The organism is Dyadobacter sediminis (genome assembly GCF_005860765.1).
Lineage (GTDB): Bacteria > Bacteroidota > Bacteroidia > Cytophagales > Spirosomataceae > Dyadobacter > Dyadobacter sediminis.
In genome coordinates this window covers 629,425-644,794 of sequence record NZ_VCEI01000025.1, presented here as the reverse complement: position 1 = coordinate 644,794, position 15,370 = coordinate 629,425, and the positions used below count along the sequence as shown (strand labels likewise).

The following is a 15,370-nucleotide window of genomic DNA, read 5'->3' as shown; positions in this document are numbered from 1 at the left end:
GCTTCCGGAATACCCCTAACATTATAGATTGTAACTACGAATATACCTAACCAACTAGTTAAATGAAAAATACTCTACGTTTAAAACTGTTTGTAAAATCCCTGCTTGCATTGGTTGTCTTTGTACAGGCTAATGTTTATGCCCAGCCTGTCATTCAGTGGGACAAAACGATCGGAGGTACAAACAACGATGCTTTATCCCAGGTGCTGCAGACTGCTGATGGAGGTTATATCCTGGGAGGCAATTCCAATTCGGATGCAGGAGGCGACAAAACCGAAAATTACAGGGGCGGTTATGATCCGGACGGAAATCGAAATGGTGATTACTGGATTGTTAAAATAGCGGCGGATGGAACCAAACAGTGGGATAAGACTTTTGGTACCGTTCATGATGATCAATTAAACAGCATGCAGCAGACGGCAGATGGCGGCTATATCCTTGGTGGAAGTTCAAATTCCGATTACTGGATTATTAAGCTTGACGCTAACGGAACAAAACAGTGGGAAAAAACTTATGACAAAGGAAGTTCGGAAAAGTTGACTGTTGTAAGGCCAACGTATGATGGCGGATTTATTTTAGGAGGGTCTTCCAGAATACCGCCAAAGCCCAACGATTTTCCGCTTGCTGATGCAAGGTACGAATTCTGGATTGTTAAAATTACAGCGGATGGAACCAAACTCTGGGAAAAAGCACTTGCACAAACTTTCACTTTGACATGCCTGAACCTGACTGAAGACGGAGGTTATATTATGGGCGGCTATAGAGGTATTCAACAGAGTTCCGGAGGATATTACCTTGTCAAGCTTGCAGCAAATGGCACGCAACAATGGACCAGAACGGTTGAGGGAACAGGTTATGCTGAAATTCGCGATGTTCAGCAAACGCCGGACAGAGGATTTATCCTGGGTGGATGGTCAGACCAGGATGCAGGCGGAGACCAAAAAGAAGTTTCCCGTGGCGATTACTGGATTGTGAAACTAAATCCGGACAGAGATATAGAGTGGGAAAATGTAATTGCAGTACCCGAAGATGAAAACAGCAATGTAAGAGAAGAATTTCAAAAACTTGCACAATCACCGGATGGAGGTTATCTTCTCTTAGGCAATAGCCGGGAACCTGCAGGCGGTGACAAAACAGAAAACAGCATCAATGGCAGCTTTGACTTCTGGATTGTCAAGATTGACGCTGGCGGAAACGTACTTTGGGACAAAACCATTGGCGGCAGCGAAGGAGAATTTGCTGCTTCAATCTCAACTACTTTCGATGGCGGCTATATCCTCGGCAGCACGTCTAACTCCAATGCAGGCTATAATAAATCGGCAGATTCAAAAGGGGGCATTGATTACTGGATTGTAAAACTCGCCCCCGAAAGTTCTTCACTGCCATCAGCCCCGATCCGCATCAATGCAGGCGGGCAAGCCTTCACAACTGCAACCAAAAAACTATTCAGTGCAGATAAGTACTATTCCGGCATCAATCGTATCAGCTCTGTTGCCAGCGGCGATATCCTTAATACAAGCAATGACGTATTGTATCAATCCGCACGCTGTTCGCCTTCGTTCAGCTATAACGTTCCGGTTCCCAATGGCGAGGTAACCGTATACCTGCATTTTGCAGAAACCTACTTCGGGGCTCCGGGTAAAAAGGGCGGCAAAGGCAGCAGACAGTTTCACGTCAACATGGAAGGTGTCCGCAAGCTGACCAACTACGACATCTTCGACAAAGCCGGCAGAGCCATGCTCGCCACAGCAGAAATCTTCACTGTCAACGTCACAGACGGCATGCTCAACATTGACTTTCTGACCGGAGCTGCCGATCTTCCCCGAATTTCGGCCATCGAAGTACTGCCCATTCCGAAGCTGCGTACACAGACCTTTACTCCTGAGGCCGATGCCATGGTCCGGGGCGGAACTTACCAGGATCAAAATTTTGGTCTGGACCCGCTTATGGATGTTAAAAACGGACACATCGAACTTCAACGCAGAAGTTATTTACGTTTTGCCATTCCCGGTGTTCAGAATATCAAGTCTGCCAAACTACGTGTTTATGGGCATAATCATGAATCGTCCGTAGCATATGTGCTCGCTGCGGGGGGCGTACTGGATGATACATGGACTGAAACCGGTATTACTTACTCCAATGCACCCTCCATACTTAATGCTCCCAAAGAAGCGCGTACAAGTGTGAGAGGCGAATGGGCGTATGCAGAACTGGATGTTACCGAGTTTGTCAAAACACAGGCTGCAGGTGATCAGGTAGCGAGCTTTGCACTTAACGGTGCGGCTCAACGAATGGTTTTCCACACCAAAGAAAACCCGTCCGGCTTTGCGCCACAGCTGGTGATTGTGACGGATATTACAACCAACTCAGTTACCCGGCTAGGGAATGATAATCAGGAAGCATCAAAAACCAAAACAGGCCTCAGCTCAGTCATTTACCCCAACCCTGCCAAAGACCACATCATGCTGGAAGTATCTTCCGGCCACACAAGCGAAGTTGACTTAGAGCTGACAAACGTCGCAGGAAGCCAGTTCCAATTGCAGCGTCCCGTAATTGAAGACAACTCAACCAGACTGAAAGTAGGCCTGCCCGGCCAGTTGCCAGCGGGTATGTATCTTTTGAAAGTCCAGTCCAGCGAATTTTCAGAAGTACTTAAAGTGCTTGTAACGGAATAATCTGGTCTTAAAAAGCAGAGTAAACGAGAAAGCCGCTTGTCCTAACGGGCAGGCGGCTTTCTCGTTTACACGGGCATAATTAATATTATATTATGCGGATATTCATGTAATCTACAAATTGATAAAAAGCTTCATCAGGTGAGCGGAAGAATTTCAAATCTTGTGCGACTCAGACTTGACTCGGTACTACGCCATTTGGCGGCAAAACTGACATCTAGTATTTCCTAGAACCGAAATCATTTCCTTTATCAGGTACCTGGTTCAGCATGATGATGAGAAATCAAAAGGACAAGAATAAGGATCTCTGCCTTGCTGAAAGATTACTTATCCTAACAAACCAGACCGGCAAGGGCTGCACAACATACCGTCTGATTTCTTCTGATCATAAAATGTACAGCTTGCCAGAGACAGGTCACTTTCAGCATTATACCTTTAAGTAACAAATGCTATGAAAGCTTCCGGAATATCCTTAACATTATAGATTGTAACTACGAATATACCTAACCAACTATCTAATGAAAAATACTTTACGTGTTAAGCGTTTTATTAAGTCCCTGCTTGCCTTACTCGTCTTCGCTCAGGCAAGTGTTTACGCGCAGCCTGCTATTCAGTGGGATAAAACGATTGGGGGCCCAGGTATCGGAGTGCTTTTTACCAGCAAGCAAACTGCTGATGGCGGTTATATATTGGGTGGTATTGGATCCTCCGCAACAGGCTTTGATAAAACGGACCCCGGCTTTGGTGGAGGTGATTACTGGATTGTCAAGGTATCCGCTACCGGTGTGAAGGAATGGGACCGTGCTTACGGGGGCACGGGCAACGAATACCTGTACTCCGTGGATCTAACTGCCGACGGAGGCTACATTCTGGGGGGTAGTTCAAATTCAAATAAAGGCGGTGACAAGAGTGAAGATTATAGAGGCGGCGTTGTAGAAGGTGTGAGTAACAACGATTACTGGATCGTAAAAATAGCTGCTGACGGCACCAAGGAATGGGATAAGACTTTGGGAGGCTCAGGTATTGACGACGTACAATCAATAGTCCAAACCTCGGATGGCGGATATGTCATCGGAGGAGTATCTAATTCCGGAATTGGTGTTGATAAATCGCAGGCACAGATTGGACTTTATGATTTCTGGGTCGTTAAACTTGCAGCAAATGGAAGTAAGCAGTGGGATAAGACGCTAGGTAGAAACGATTTTGAAGAAAGCTGCGTGGTAAGGCAAACTGCTGATGGAGGCTATGTTTTAGGAGGTACATCGTTCAACCGGCAATCTGCTAATAACATAGATTACCTGGTAATCAGGCTTGCACCAAACGGCACTCCATTATGGCAAAAGGTTTTTGGTGGCACCGGTACGGAATATTTAACTTCACTGGAAGTTACCAAAGATGGAGGCTATATAGTTGGAGGCTACTCAGATACCAATGCCAATGGCGATAAAAGTGAAGGATCACAGCAGGTACCTAATTCATCCGGAGGATTCAGAGATTACTGGGTATTGAAGCTAACACAAGATGGATCAAAGGAATGGGACAGAACACTTGGAGGCAATAACGGCAGTAGCTTTCTGCATAGTTTATACCAGACCTCTGATGAGGGATACATACTTGGTGGATACTCGGAGGCTAATGCAGGTCGAAGTAAATCAGAAAAAAGCAAAGGCGGTAACGATTTTTGGGCAGTAAAGCTGGATGCAAATGGAAAAAAGAGTTGGGATAAAACCATTGGCGGTAATGCAAATGATCAAATAAGAAGTGTTTTACAAACAGCTGACGGCGGATACTTTCTGGCAGGTTTTTCGTATTCTAATTGGAGTGCTGATAAAACGGAAAACAAGAAAGGAGAAGCCGATTTCTGGGTTGTGAAACTTGCTCCCGAAAACCCAACACTTCCATCAACCCCGATCCGTATCAACGCAGGCGGGCCGGCTTTCACAACCGCCACAAAAAAGCTGTTTATAGCAGATAAATATTACGCCGGCATTGACCGTATCAGCTCCATTGCAACCGGCGATATTCCGAATACAACCAATGACATACTCTATCAATCCGCACGCTGCTCGCCTTCGTTCAGCTATAACATTCCGGTTCCCAATGGCGAGTTCAGCGTATACCTGCACTTCGCCGAAACGTACTTCGGGGCTCCGGGCAAAAAAGGCGGAAAAGGCAGCAGACAGTTTCACGTCAACATGGAAGGTGTCCGCAAGCTGACCAACTACGATATCTTCGCCAAAGCCGGCAGAGCCATGCTCGCCACAGCAGAAATCTTCACTGTCAACGTCACAGATGGCATGCTCAACATTGACTTTCTGACCGGAGCAGCGGATCTGCCCCGGGTTTCTGCCATCGAAGTATTGTCTTCCGGGCTGCGTACACAGACCTTTACTCCTGAGGCTGATGCCATGGTTCGGGGCGGCAGCTACCAGAACCAGAACTTCGGCTCAGACCCGTTTATGGATGTGAAGAACAAGGATGGTGAACTGTTGCGCAAAAGTTATCTGCGGTTTGCCATTCCCGGAGTTCAGAATATCAAGTCAGCCAAACTTCGTGTTTATGGGCATAATCATGAATCCTCGTTAGCGTATATGGTAGATGCAGGAGGTGTACTGGACGATACCTGGACTGAAAACGGTATTACCTTCTCGAACGCACCTGTCGAAATTAGTGATCCTCAGAAGGCGCGTGCACGCGTGAGAGGCGAATGGGCGTATGCAGAACTGGATGTCACGGAGTTTGTCAAAACACAAGCTGCGGGTGATCAGGTGGTGAGCTTTGCGCTTAAAGGCGCTTCTCAAAAAATGGTTTTTCACAGCAAAGAAAACCCGTCCGGCTTTGTGCCGCAGCTGGTGATTGTGACGGATAACACGGCCAATCAGGTTACGCGTTTGGGAAGCCAAAGTGAAGAAGCATCAGAAAGTAACACTGCTGCCAGCTCGGTGATTTACCCTAATCCTGCCAAAGACCACATCATGCTGGAAGTCTCTGCCGGCCACAAAAGCGAAGTTGACTTAGAGCTGACAAACGTCGCAGGAAGCCGGTTCCAATTGCAGCGTCCTGAGACCGAAAACAACTCAACCAGACTGAAAGTAGGCCTGCCCGGACAATTGCCAGCGGGTATGTATCTTTTGAAAGTACAGTCCAGGGAGTTTTCAGAAGTGCTTAAAGTGCTCGTGACGGAGTAGTCAGGCCTAAAAGCAGAATAACCGAGAAAGCCGCTGATCTTGTGCACTGCCCCAAAAAGTTGGACACTTCTTGGGACAGTGCACTTTTCGGGGCTTTTTTATTCTGGCTGGTGTCATGCCCTCTTTTGTACTTTCCAATTCAGTAAAGTCATCGTTCCGGATTATGGTCAATGCGAAATCCGGAATTGATTTTTGCCGAGACTTGATGATTTGCTTTGTCTGAATGCCTCGTCGGCTGGCTATTTTTTAAGAAAGTTGATCTGATTATCAAGGCGAGCTTTTGCTGCTCTCATTTTTGTTGCAGCAAGGTATATCTGATATTCCGAATGGCCACCGGCCCGTGGTCGCCCTGAAACATGAGCGGGCCTGTGGGACGCTCATCTTCAAATGCAGCCGATCGCGTAGGGCCGGTCACTTCCACATTCTCATGGATCACCACATCATTGAGCTGTACTTTGATGAATTTCGCATTCGCCGTTTTTTGGCCTTTTTTGTCAAACCGGGGAGACTGGAATACGATCTTGAAATGCTGCCACGTACCCGGCGCTTTGCAGGCATTTTGCGCAGGGACTTTGCCTTCGAAGCCTTTTTTGGAAACCCGGCTTTCGTTCCAGCGCTGATAAATTCCGCCGCAATCATAAAACGCCGGCGTCGCGACTCCCCAGCTGTCAAAAATCTGTACTTCGTAGCGTCCTTGCAGGTAAACACCTGAATTGGACTGTTTGGCAACGGCGAAGTCAAATTCCAGTTCAATATCGCCATGCTGCATCCTGGTAAACAAATGGCCGGTATCCGGCTTGACGGGCAAAGCGAGTACAATTCCTACGCCTGGCTCAAAGCGTTTTTCATCGGTATCCGGACTGAAAAAGACACTCTTGGCCAGTTTCCAGTTGCTTGTCGCAGGATCAAATTCGCCCAGGTTGTTCAGGGATACCGTGTGGAAACCGGCTTTCTTTTGCGCCGCACTTTCCAGAGAACAGAAAAGTACGACGCAAAACAGGCCTATACCGGATAATTTCATTTTCATCTTATACTTTATATTTTCTGTAAAGTTCTCCCCAGGGTTCGCGCATCACGCGGGAACGTAACTGATTCGCAGCGAAATTTTCTACAAACGTCTCTTTTTCAGGGTTCCATTTCAAATCCTGATTGAGCAGCAAGGCAATGTTCCCCAGATGAGCGATGGTGACGGACCGATGCCCGATCTCTGCCGGTGCAGCTGTGGGTTTTTTCGAGATTACACAGTCTATAAAGTTGCGGTAATGGTTGTCACTCTTATACAACCGGGTTTCCTGATCGCCGATTACAGTGGTGTCGATCTTCTCGGGCGTCACTTTGTAACTGCCCCTTGAAACCCAGATCTGCCCTTCCGAACCGTGAAACGTAATGCCGCGAGGTGCCTGCGCAGCATCCGATCCCACGATTAGCTGAACTCCGTTTTCGTAAATGCATTCAAAATAGAATTCCACCGCCGTATTCCAGACCGGATCTTTAGACCACTTCGCTCTGGCATTTTTTACTTCTACCGGGCCGGTATGGTCCGTACCAATTCCCCATTGGGCAATGTCCAGATGATGCGCGCCCCAGTCTGTGACCATCCCGCCCGAATAGTCCAGGTTCCATCTGAAATTGACATGCGTTCGCGCAGGACAGTACGGTGCTTCGGGTGCCGGGCCCAGCCAGGTCTGGTAGTCAAAATCCTTCGGAACAGCAGTTGGAGCCGTTAACTGGCCCGTTTTCCCAAAATCCGGCGTCCCGCCGGGCAGGCCGCAAACCACCTTTTCCAGCTTGCCGATCCTGCCGTTTCTCACCAGTTCGCAAGTCCGTAGAAATTCCGGTCCGGATCTTTGCTGGCTGCCCGTCTGAAATACGACCCCGTATTTTTTCACGGCATCGCTCATTGCCCTTCCTTCCGAAATGGTCAGCGATAATGGTTTTTGACAATACATATGTTTTCCGGCCTTGGCAGCCATCAGCACCGGTATCGAGTGCCAGTGGTCGGGCGTCAGCACCGCTACTGCGTCGATGTCTTTGCGATCGGTCACTTCCCTGAAATCGAGCGATCCTTTGGTTGCTTTGTAAGTCTTACCGTTTTCCCTGGTATAAAAATCATCGACCAGTTCCATGAGGTACTCGCGGCCACCCATTTTTCCATCCCAGTAGCCGGTGCTTTTCCTGTTGACGTCGCAAATGGTGGTGACCTGTACCCGCTTGTCCGGCAAAAAGCCTTTTACGTCATTTTCCGCCTGGTTCCCGGCTCCGATAAATGCCAGATTGATCCGGTCCGACGGATTGACAAAACCGTTTTTTCCAAGTGCCGAAGCGGGAATCAAGGTGGGGAATGCCATTGCCGAGGTAGCAGTACCGGCGGCGTTTCTGATAAATGCTCTTCTGTTCATATTCATCTGTTAAGTCGGATCCATGATCCCGCTGTATTCAAAAAAACCGTCAGTATCCGGGGTTCTGGCCACTTTTGAGCATTTCCGGATTACTATCCATTTCGGCAATCGGGATCGGCATCAGCAAATGCACCGCGACATCAAATCCCCAAAGCGTTTCATCGTATTGCGGCCCCATGCCGAAATCCGTTTTTTTCCAGCTTCCAAGATGAATGAATCCCGCCTTGTGCCAACGCTTCAGATCATTCCACCGAATGCCCTCTTCCCCTGCCAGCTCGCGCATCCGCTCGTCCATAATATGCTGCATCGTCACGGTCGACAGATTGGCCGGAACGGCAGCCGGCGTTCCGTTTGACGTCGATCTTCTTGCCCTTAACCGGATGTCGTTCACCTGTTCAAGCGCCTTGGTCAGCTGGTTTGTTTGTAGATAAGCCTCAGCCGCCAGTAATTTAACATCCGCCAGACGAAGAATACGTGTATTATTTATTGAATTGATGTTCGCAATCCCCGCATATTTACCCCTTTCGCCATTTATGTATTTCACCATTTGGTAGCCGCCATTGAATGAAAACGCCCCGCTTGTATCTTTTACAAAGGTTTCTGCGATCCTCGGATCACCTGCTTCAAACAAATTGACCAATTTCGAAGTCGGGCCGACGATGGTTCCCTGATTGGTAAAATTATTTTCAAAGTGTTTATAAAAAGCGCCCATCGTGCCCACAGCATCGGTAAAGTCATTGTCGAGCCAGGGGTTCTCGGCCGTTTTCAGACTCGCCTGGAATTCGAATAAGGATTCCTCATTGTTTTCAGAACGGTAATCAAAATTCTCTCCGAAATGGCTGGTCAGCTTTCTTGATCCGGAAATCCGTTCGAAGGCGGCGATTGCCTTTTGATAATCCTGCGCATTTTTTCCATTAAAACAGGCTTTGGTAACGTAGCATTTGACCAGTAATCCATTGGCGGCATCTTTCGTAACCCGGCCTGATTCGGTGAGCGGCCAGGTTGCAGGCAGCAGCTCGGCGGCACTTTCCAGATCGGCAATCGCGCGGTCAAGCATTTCTGTGCCCTGCGAAGGATTGTAATAGATACCGGATAAGCTCCGCACCCGCTCTGTGATCACCGGCGCTTTGCCCCACCAGCTCCATAGCTTGTAAAAACTCCATGACCGCAGAAAAAGCATTTCACCCTTGTTCTGATCGGCCATCGTTTTGTTTTTGTAAACACCGGTATTTTCGTCGATCACTTCCAGCATGGTGTTGGCCCGGGTATTCAGCTGATAAAGACGGTTCCAGATGAAGTTGACATCTGCATCAGAACCATTCAAACCCTTGAAATTGTCCATCTGCCTTGGATTATTCGACATCAGATCGTCGCCCGGCAATAACCAAAGCTTGTGGCTCGGGGTATTGGCATTGTATCCGTACAGGTCTGTTATCTTTGCATACACAGCCAGTACACCCCGCTGCATACGCTCCTCGTCGGAAAAGTACTCCGATTCCAGTTCTCTTGTTGGTTTCACATCCAGATTCCGGTCACAAGCACTGCACATGACCCATGCAATGATGACGGGTTTGATCAATCCAAAAGGTTTCATATACCGTTCGATTTTAGATTAAAATTTTGCACTCAGGCCGAAGTTGAACACCCGCGGCTCGGGATTGTCGTCATTCTCGGGATCAAGTCCGGTCCATTTGGTCAGAATAAATCCGTTATTGACACTGACATACAGCCGAAGCGAGCTCACGCTTTTTAACGGTGTCAAAAGGGTTTTCGGGAACGAATAACCCAACTGGGCATTTCCAAGTTTGAAATAGGCCGCACTTTCCACGTAATAGGATGAAACGCGCAGACTGCCGTTGGGATCATTCACAATTGCTCTGGCAATATCCGTATCAGGATTTTCAGGTGTCCATGCATTGAGGACGGCAACACTCCGGTTGTTACCCCGGGTTGCGGTACCTTCCATGGTTGCCCTCGCATAATTGTATTTTTTGACATCGCCCACACCCAGAAAAAATACGGAGAGGTCAACTCCCTTGTAATTCAGCCCGAGATTAAAACCGTAATAGTAACCCGGAATCGTTTTGCCCAAATACGTGCGGTCATACTGGTTAATCGTGCCGTCCGCTCCGGGTGTATAGAATTCGTAGCCTTTGCTGATGTCCGGTGCGCCATTGAGATCGTTGAAATAACGGTCGCCGGGCTGAAACGTTTGTGTAATGGTAATGTCTTTTGTCTTTCCGGTATATTGGTCTATTTCACTTTGATTTTGAAAAATTCCCGCTGCCTGATAGCCATAGATATAATTCATGGAATAGCCGGGTTCAATACGCATGTCACTGGCATTCAGAGGAATTCCTTTAAAGGTGCTTAGCACGCGGTTTTTGACCGTAGTCAGATTGGCTCCGACACTATATCCCAGATTTCCCGCTGCCCCGTTGTAATTGGCCGAAATCTCAAATCCGGAGTTTCTGACGGAAGCGATATTATCAACCGGGTTTTCCTTGCTTCCTACACTCGGGGGAATATTGGTTTCCTGAAGAATCCCGTCTGTTTTCTTGTCATAATATTCAGCAGAAAAGGAAAGCTTTCCCAGGATTTGGCCGTCAAAACCTACATTGGTGGTGATGATTTTCTCCCATCCGAGGTCCGCATTCGGGAAAGAAAACATGGCGGCTCCTACCCCGTAATTGCCCAGTCCGTTGCCGCCCGGGTTGGAGCCGAATGCATAGGTCGATCTTTTTTCCACCGGCGAGAGATAAGCCAGCGGACGGACTTCCTGATTACCCAGCTTGCCCCACCCCGCACGGAACTTGAGATCCGTCAGCCATTGGTTATTTTCCAGAAACGGCTCTGAAGTAATGCGCCAGGCAACGGAGGCCGACGGGAATGTTCCCCACCGGTTCTGGGGTGCAAAGCGGTTGCTTCCGTCTCTGCGAACCGTAGCGTCGACATAGTATTTGTTTTTGTAATTGTAGCTTACCCTTCCCAGCAAGCCCTGCAGCGCCCAGCGGAACAGCTCCGACTCCACCATGGTGTACTGGTTTTCACCCCCGAGCTTGAACAGGTGTTTTTCAATCGTCGACATGGATTCGGTGGAGGCGGTTACGTATCTGGCCGAGTACCGCTGGTCCATTCCATTTAAAAGCAGATCAAAATTATGGGCTCCAAACGCTTTGTGGTAGTTAACTGTCAGTTCTTTGATGAGGTTAAAATTAGTCGTATACCGCTCTTCGTAGGATCCCAGCGATTTGCCGCCGCCTTTATCGGTCGGACTTCCGGAATAGGTAAAGTATTGTCCCGTATAGTTGTTAAAAGAAAACCGGTCGTGCTTGTACCAGTCAATGCTGACAGAACCCTTGACAGATAATCCGGCAACAGGGGTAATTTCCACAAATGTATTGCCAAGATTCCGGATGGAATTGTAATCCTGTGTGTTGAACTGCGTTTGGGCAATGCTGTTGGCGCGGGTTCCTTCGCCATATAATTTGTCAGTAGACCATACGCCCTGTGCGTTGTACCCTTTTACTACCGGTGCAAAACCCCTCAGAATGGGCAGGCCGTTCGGATCATAAACGGGCTGCCAGGGTGGCGTCTCGGCTGCGCTGGTCAGTCCGCCTTGCAGATCGTCTTTTCCTTCCACGTAGGCCAGGCGGTAGTTAATGCCTGTTTTCAGCCAATCGTTGATCCGCGTATCCAGCTTGACATTGAAGGAATAACGATCCAGACGCTCGGCGATGAGCGTACCCTCTGTTGAGGTGTACCCGGCCGACGCATAATAATTGGTTGCCTGTGTTTTTCCCGATATTCGGACCGAGTAGTCCTGCGTCACAGCGTTTTTGTTGATGGTCGGCGTTTGCCAGTCGTAGGTATTCTGGGTATTGCCCAGGTATGCCGGACTTTGCGGATCGAACCACGCGTCCAACGCGAAGCTGGGGTTTGCGGCGTATGATTTTCTGTAAAAACGGGTATACGACTGCGTATCCATGACATCCCATTTCCTGACAACGTTCTGCACTCCGTAGCGCGTGTTTAATTCAATGACCGGTTTTTCTGTCTGGCCCCGTTTTGTCGTAATCAGGATTACGCCGTTTGCTGCCCGCACGCCATAGATCGCAGCGGCTGAGGCGTCCTTCAAAACCGAAATTGATTCAATGTCATTGGGATCGATCATGGTCATGATGTTGATAGGTCCGCGCACATCCCTGATCCGGGCATCCTGCCCCTCGATTCCGCCTCCCAGCTCCGTAATGGGTATGCCATCCACCACGTACAGCGGATCGGCAACGCCCCAGGTACCTACTCCCCTGATCCGTACTTTGGGCCGGGTCATGGGGCTGCCCGAATTTCCCGAAATGTGTACACCCGTCATCCGGCCCTGCATTGCCAGCTCCGGGGTCATGGAAACGCTTTTTGTTATTTCCTCGGATGCAATGGTCGAGATGGAAGTAGTGACGTCTCTTTTCTGGCGACTTCCATATCCTACTACGACCACCTCTTTCAGGCTCTTTTCGTCCACGGCCAACACCACTTCAATGGCACTTCTGTTCCCGATAACCAGTTCCTGGCTTATATATCCGACAAATGAAAATATGAGTGTGGCCTCATCGTCTGGAACATCGATGAAAAATTCCCCCTTTGAATCCGTTGACATTCCTTGCTGTGTGCCTTTGATGATGATATTCACGCCGGGCAGCCCTGCTCCATTCTTGTCCGTCACTTTTCCGGTCACACCTCTTGCTTTGATCTGGGGCACTTCCGGCTTTGGCGCATCTGCTGGTGACGGAAACGGGTTTTCGCCTGACAGGATAATGTAGTTGTTTTTCTTCTTTATATAACGCAATCCGAGCGGCTTCAGTAATTCAGTCAGACTGGCTTCCATGTTCTTTTGTGTTCGCAGCGCACTGGCGGGCACAAGGAGGTTCTGAAGACTTCTTTCTTCAAAAAGAATATCTACCTGGAACTGCTCTTTCAATCGGTCCAGCGCATGAATCAAACTGAACATGGGTGTCTGAATGGACTTCTGCGGCTTGATGTCCGATTGCGCCATCAGCTGTGCAAATACAGGGAGCTGTGCGAACAGCATCAGCAACATCAGGCACGGGGCCAGGCATCGACTACGAGGTATGCCAAGTAAAATGTACGTCATGATGAACAGGTTAAAGGATTAGGTTATGGAATTGGAATGGGTCATTTATCTGCGTATCTCTAAAACAACAGATACAAAAACGGAAAAGCACCCTAATTGAATTGAACCAATTTTTCACAAAAAAATACAAGTCGGACCAGCAGGGAATAATGACGCTGCCGTTGCCTGCTTTGTTCATCTTGAAAAAAACGCTACTCTGCACGTTGCAGAAGCGTGTAGCCGTCCGCTGTCTCTTTTAGTTCCAGTTTCATCATTTCGGATACGGCCTCCAGTAAATCCGCCGCTGTTTCGGCCTGGAAAGTTCCGGATACCGTCCGGGTCAGAAGTTCAGGCTGCTCAATACGAACGCTTATCCCGTATACGTCATTTAATTGTTCTGCCATTTCTTTCAAGGAGGTATTTTTAAAGAGAAACTTCCTGACATGCCTGTTTTGCTCAACCTGCTGCGGGAAAAACTTCTCTTTCTGTATTCTTTTTTCATCCGTAACGGTCACCAGATCGCCCGGCCGCAACATCAGCGGTTTTGCAGCCATCGGATTGGTCAGCCTGATACTTCCCGTCCTGAGTAAAACCCTGGTGGATTTTTGCCTGCTACGCACCATAAACTCGGTTCCAAGAACCTCGATGGCAGTTTGATCGGGCGTATACACGATAAAACGTTCGGCATTTGCAAGATGGGCCACCTTAAATTCCGCATCGCCTTCCAGCCATACATACCGGGTTGTTTCACCAAAACAGAAACGCGGATACTTCAGAGACGAACTGGCACCTAACAGTACCCTGGAACCATCATTCAGGTGTATGGAAAGCGTCTGTCCGTTCCGGCTTGTTGTTTGTTTGTAGTACCAAATGTCTTTTGCAAGCCACATTCCGGCTACCAGAACCACAGATGCTGCCACTGCCGACAGAAAAATTCCGGCCCGCCTCCAAACCGGTTGTGCGTTTTCATCAACCGGAACAGCCGCTGCCATTTCCTTGCGCTTGAGATCTAAAAAAGGCTTTGCATCCGCTTCGCGGACAAAAAGGGCAAAATCCGCACGGGCGTTTTCCAGATTTGCCTGAAACTGAGGAAACTGTCGTTCCCATTCATCCAGGTAAGTAAAATAAGCTTCTGCACCTTCTTTCGTTTGGAGCCAGCTTTCAATTTGTTGTCGCTCCATAAGCGTCGCCCGATGCACAAAATGGGCAAAGACCATTTCTCTGGTTATCTGAGGCTGAGATTTATTCATGACTTAAAGCTTTACGAAAAACGGTGAGGGCTTTTGTCAGGTGCGCCTCGATTGTTTTTAGTGAGATGTGTAGTTCGTTCGCAATTTCCTGGTTCTTGCGCCCTTCGAACCGGCTTAATAAAAAAACGCGGCGCACCGACGGACTTAAAGTACGAACGAGCCTGTCGATGCGTTCCGCCAGTTCATCAAACTGAATCTGGTCGGAAGGATGCGGCACCTGGGCCCGGATTTCCTCCGACATGTACTGCTCGACCGAAATCGTAGTCTTTGCCTCCCTTTGTAAATAAAGCAGGCAATTGCTGCGCACTGCCCGGTACAAATAAGCACGGTAGGAATAGTCGATCCGTTCAAAAATCCGCTTTTGCCAGAAAGTCTTGAACAGATCCGCTACGATATCCTCCGCTACTGCCCTGTCATACACGAATCGGGCTGCCTGGCTGCAAAGAGGCTGATAATACCGGCGAAAGAGCAGATCACACCCCTGGTAGGCATCGGTCGCGAAGGCTCGGCGGATCAGGATTTCGTCATCCGGTCTGATAACCCCGTCATGATCCAGCGATACAGCGGTCTGTGTTTTTTTGTCGTCTTCGTCAGAACTCGCGGAAATCATATCTTACATCGATTGCGTCAAGTTGTAGATACGCAAAACTTCCGATACCCTAATCCGACTTTGAAATTTTTTAGCCTTCCATTCCGTATGCTACCCAAATTGCTTGGCAGTCAATCCGGCTTT

General features: G+C 48.5%; 8 protein-coding genes. 2 read left to right on the top strand and 6 right to left on the bottom strand.

From position 1 onward, the window contains the following. Window positions 1-62 precede the first annotated feature (62 nt). Both FEM55_RS15110 and FEM55_RS15105 read left to right on the top strand, forming a co-directional pair. Window positions 63-2,675 carry a CBM96 family carbohydrate-binding protein gene (locus FEM55_RS15110; RefSeq protein ID WP_138282186.1) on the top strand — a complete coding sequence of 871 codons (2,613 nt, stop codon included), beginning with the start codon at window positions 63-65 and terminating at the stop codon, window positions 2,673-2,675. A gap of 515 nt (window positions 2,676-3,190) precedes the next feature. Next, window positions 3,191-5,860: a CBM96 family carbohydrate-binding protein gene (locus FEM55_RS15105; RefSeq protein WP_138282185.1), complete on the top strand. Its 2,670-nt coding sequence runs from the start codon at window positions 3,191-3,193 to the stop codon at window positions 5,858-5,860. 289 nt (window positions 5,861-6,149) lie between these two features. Here FEM55_RS15105 and FEM55_RS15100 read toward each other — a convergent pair whose 3' ends face one another. From FEM55_RS15100 to FEM55_RS15075, 6 genes are all read right to left on the bottom strand, one after another. Further along, window positions 6,150-6,887, bottom strand: coding sequence for a 3-keto-disaccharide hydrolase (locus FEM55_RS15100; RefSeq protein ID WP_138282184.1), 738 nt, complete (start codon window positions 6,885-6,887; stop codon window positions 6,150-6,152). A 1-nt stretch (window position 6,888) separates the two neighbouring features. Further along, window positions 6,889-8,259: a Gfo/Idh/MocA family protein gene (locus tag FEM55_RS15095; RefSeq protein WP_229209279.1), complete on the bottom strand. Its 1,371-nt coding sequence runs from the start codon at window positions 8,257-8,259 to the stop codon at window positions 6,889-6,891. Window positions 8,260-8,308: 49 nt separating this feature from the next. Continuing rightward, window positions 8,309-9,853 carry a RagB/SusD family nutrient uptake outer membrane protein gene (locus tag FEM55_RS15090; protein WP_138282182.1) on the bottom strand — a complete coding sequence of 515 codons (1,545 nt, stop codon included), beginning with the start codon at window positions 9,851-9,853 and terminating at the stop codon, window positions 8,309-8,311. An 18-nt stretch (window positions 9,854-9,871) separates the two neighbouring features. After that, window positions 9,872-13,408, bottom strand: a complete 3,537-nt coding sequence (locus FEM55_RS15085) for a SusC/RagA family TonB-linked outer membrane protein (protein WP_138282181.1) — start codon at window positions 13,406-13,408, stop codon at window positions 9,872-9,874. Window positions 13,409-13,599: 191 nt separating this feature from the next. Beyond that, window positions 13,600-14,637: a FecR family protein gene (locus FEM55_RS15080; RefSeq protein ID WP_138282180.1), complete on the bottom strand. Its 1,038-nt coding sequence runs from the start codon at window positions 14,635-14,637 to the stop codon at window positions 13,600-13,602. Continuing rightward, a complete protein-coding gene (locus FEM55_RS15075; protein WP_138282179.1) occupies window positions 14,630-15,247 on the bottom strand; it encodes an RNA polymerase sigma-70 factor in 618 nt (205 codons plus the stop codon). The genes FEM55_RS15080 and FEM55_RS15075 overlap by 8 nt, the downstream gene beginning before the upstream one ends. Window positions 15,248-15,370: the final 123 nt, after the last annotated feature.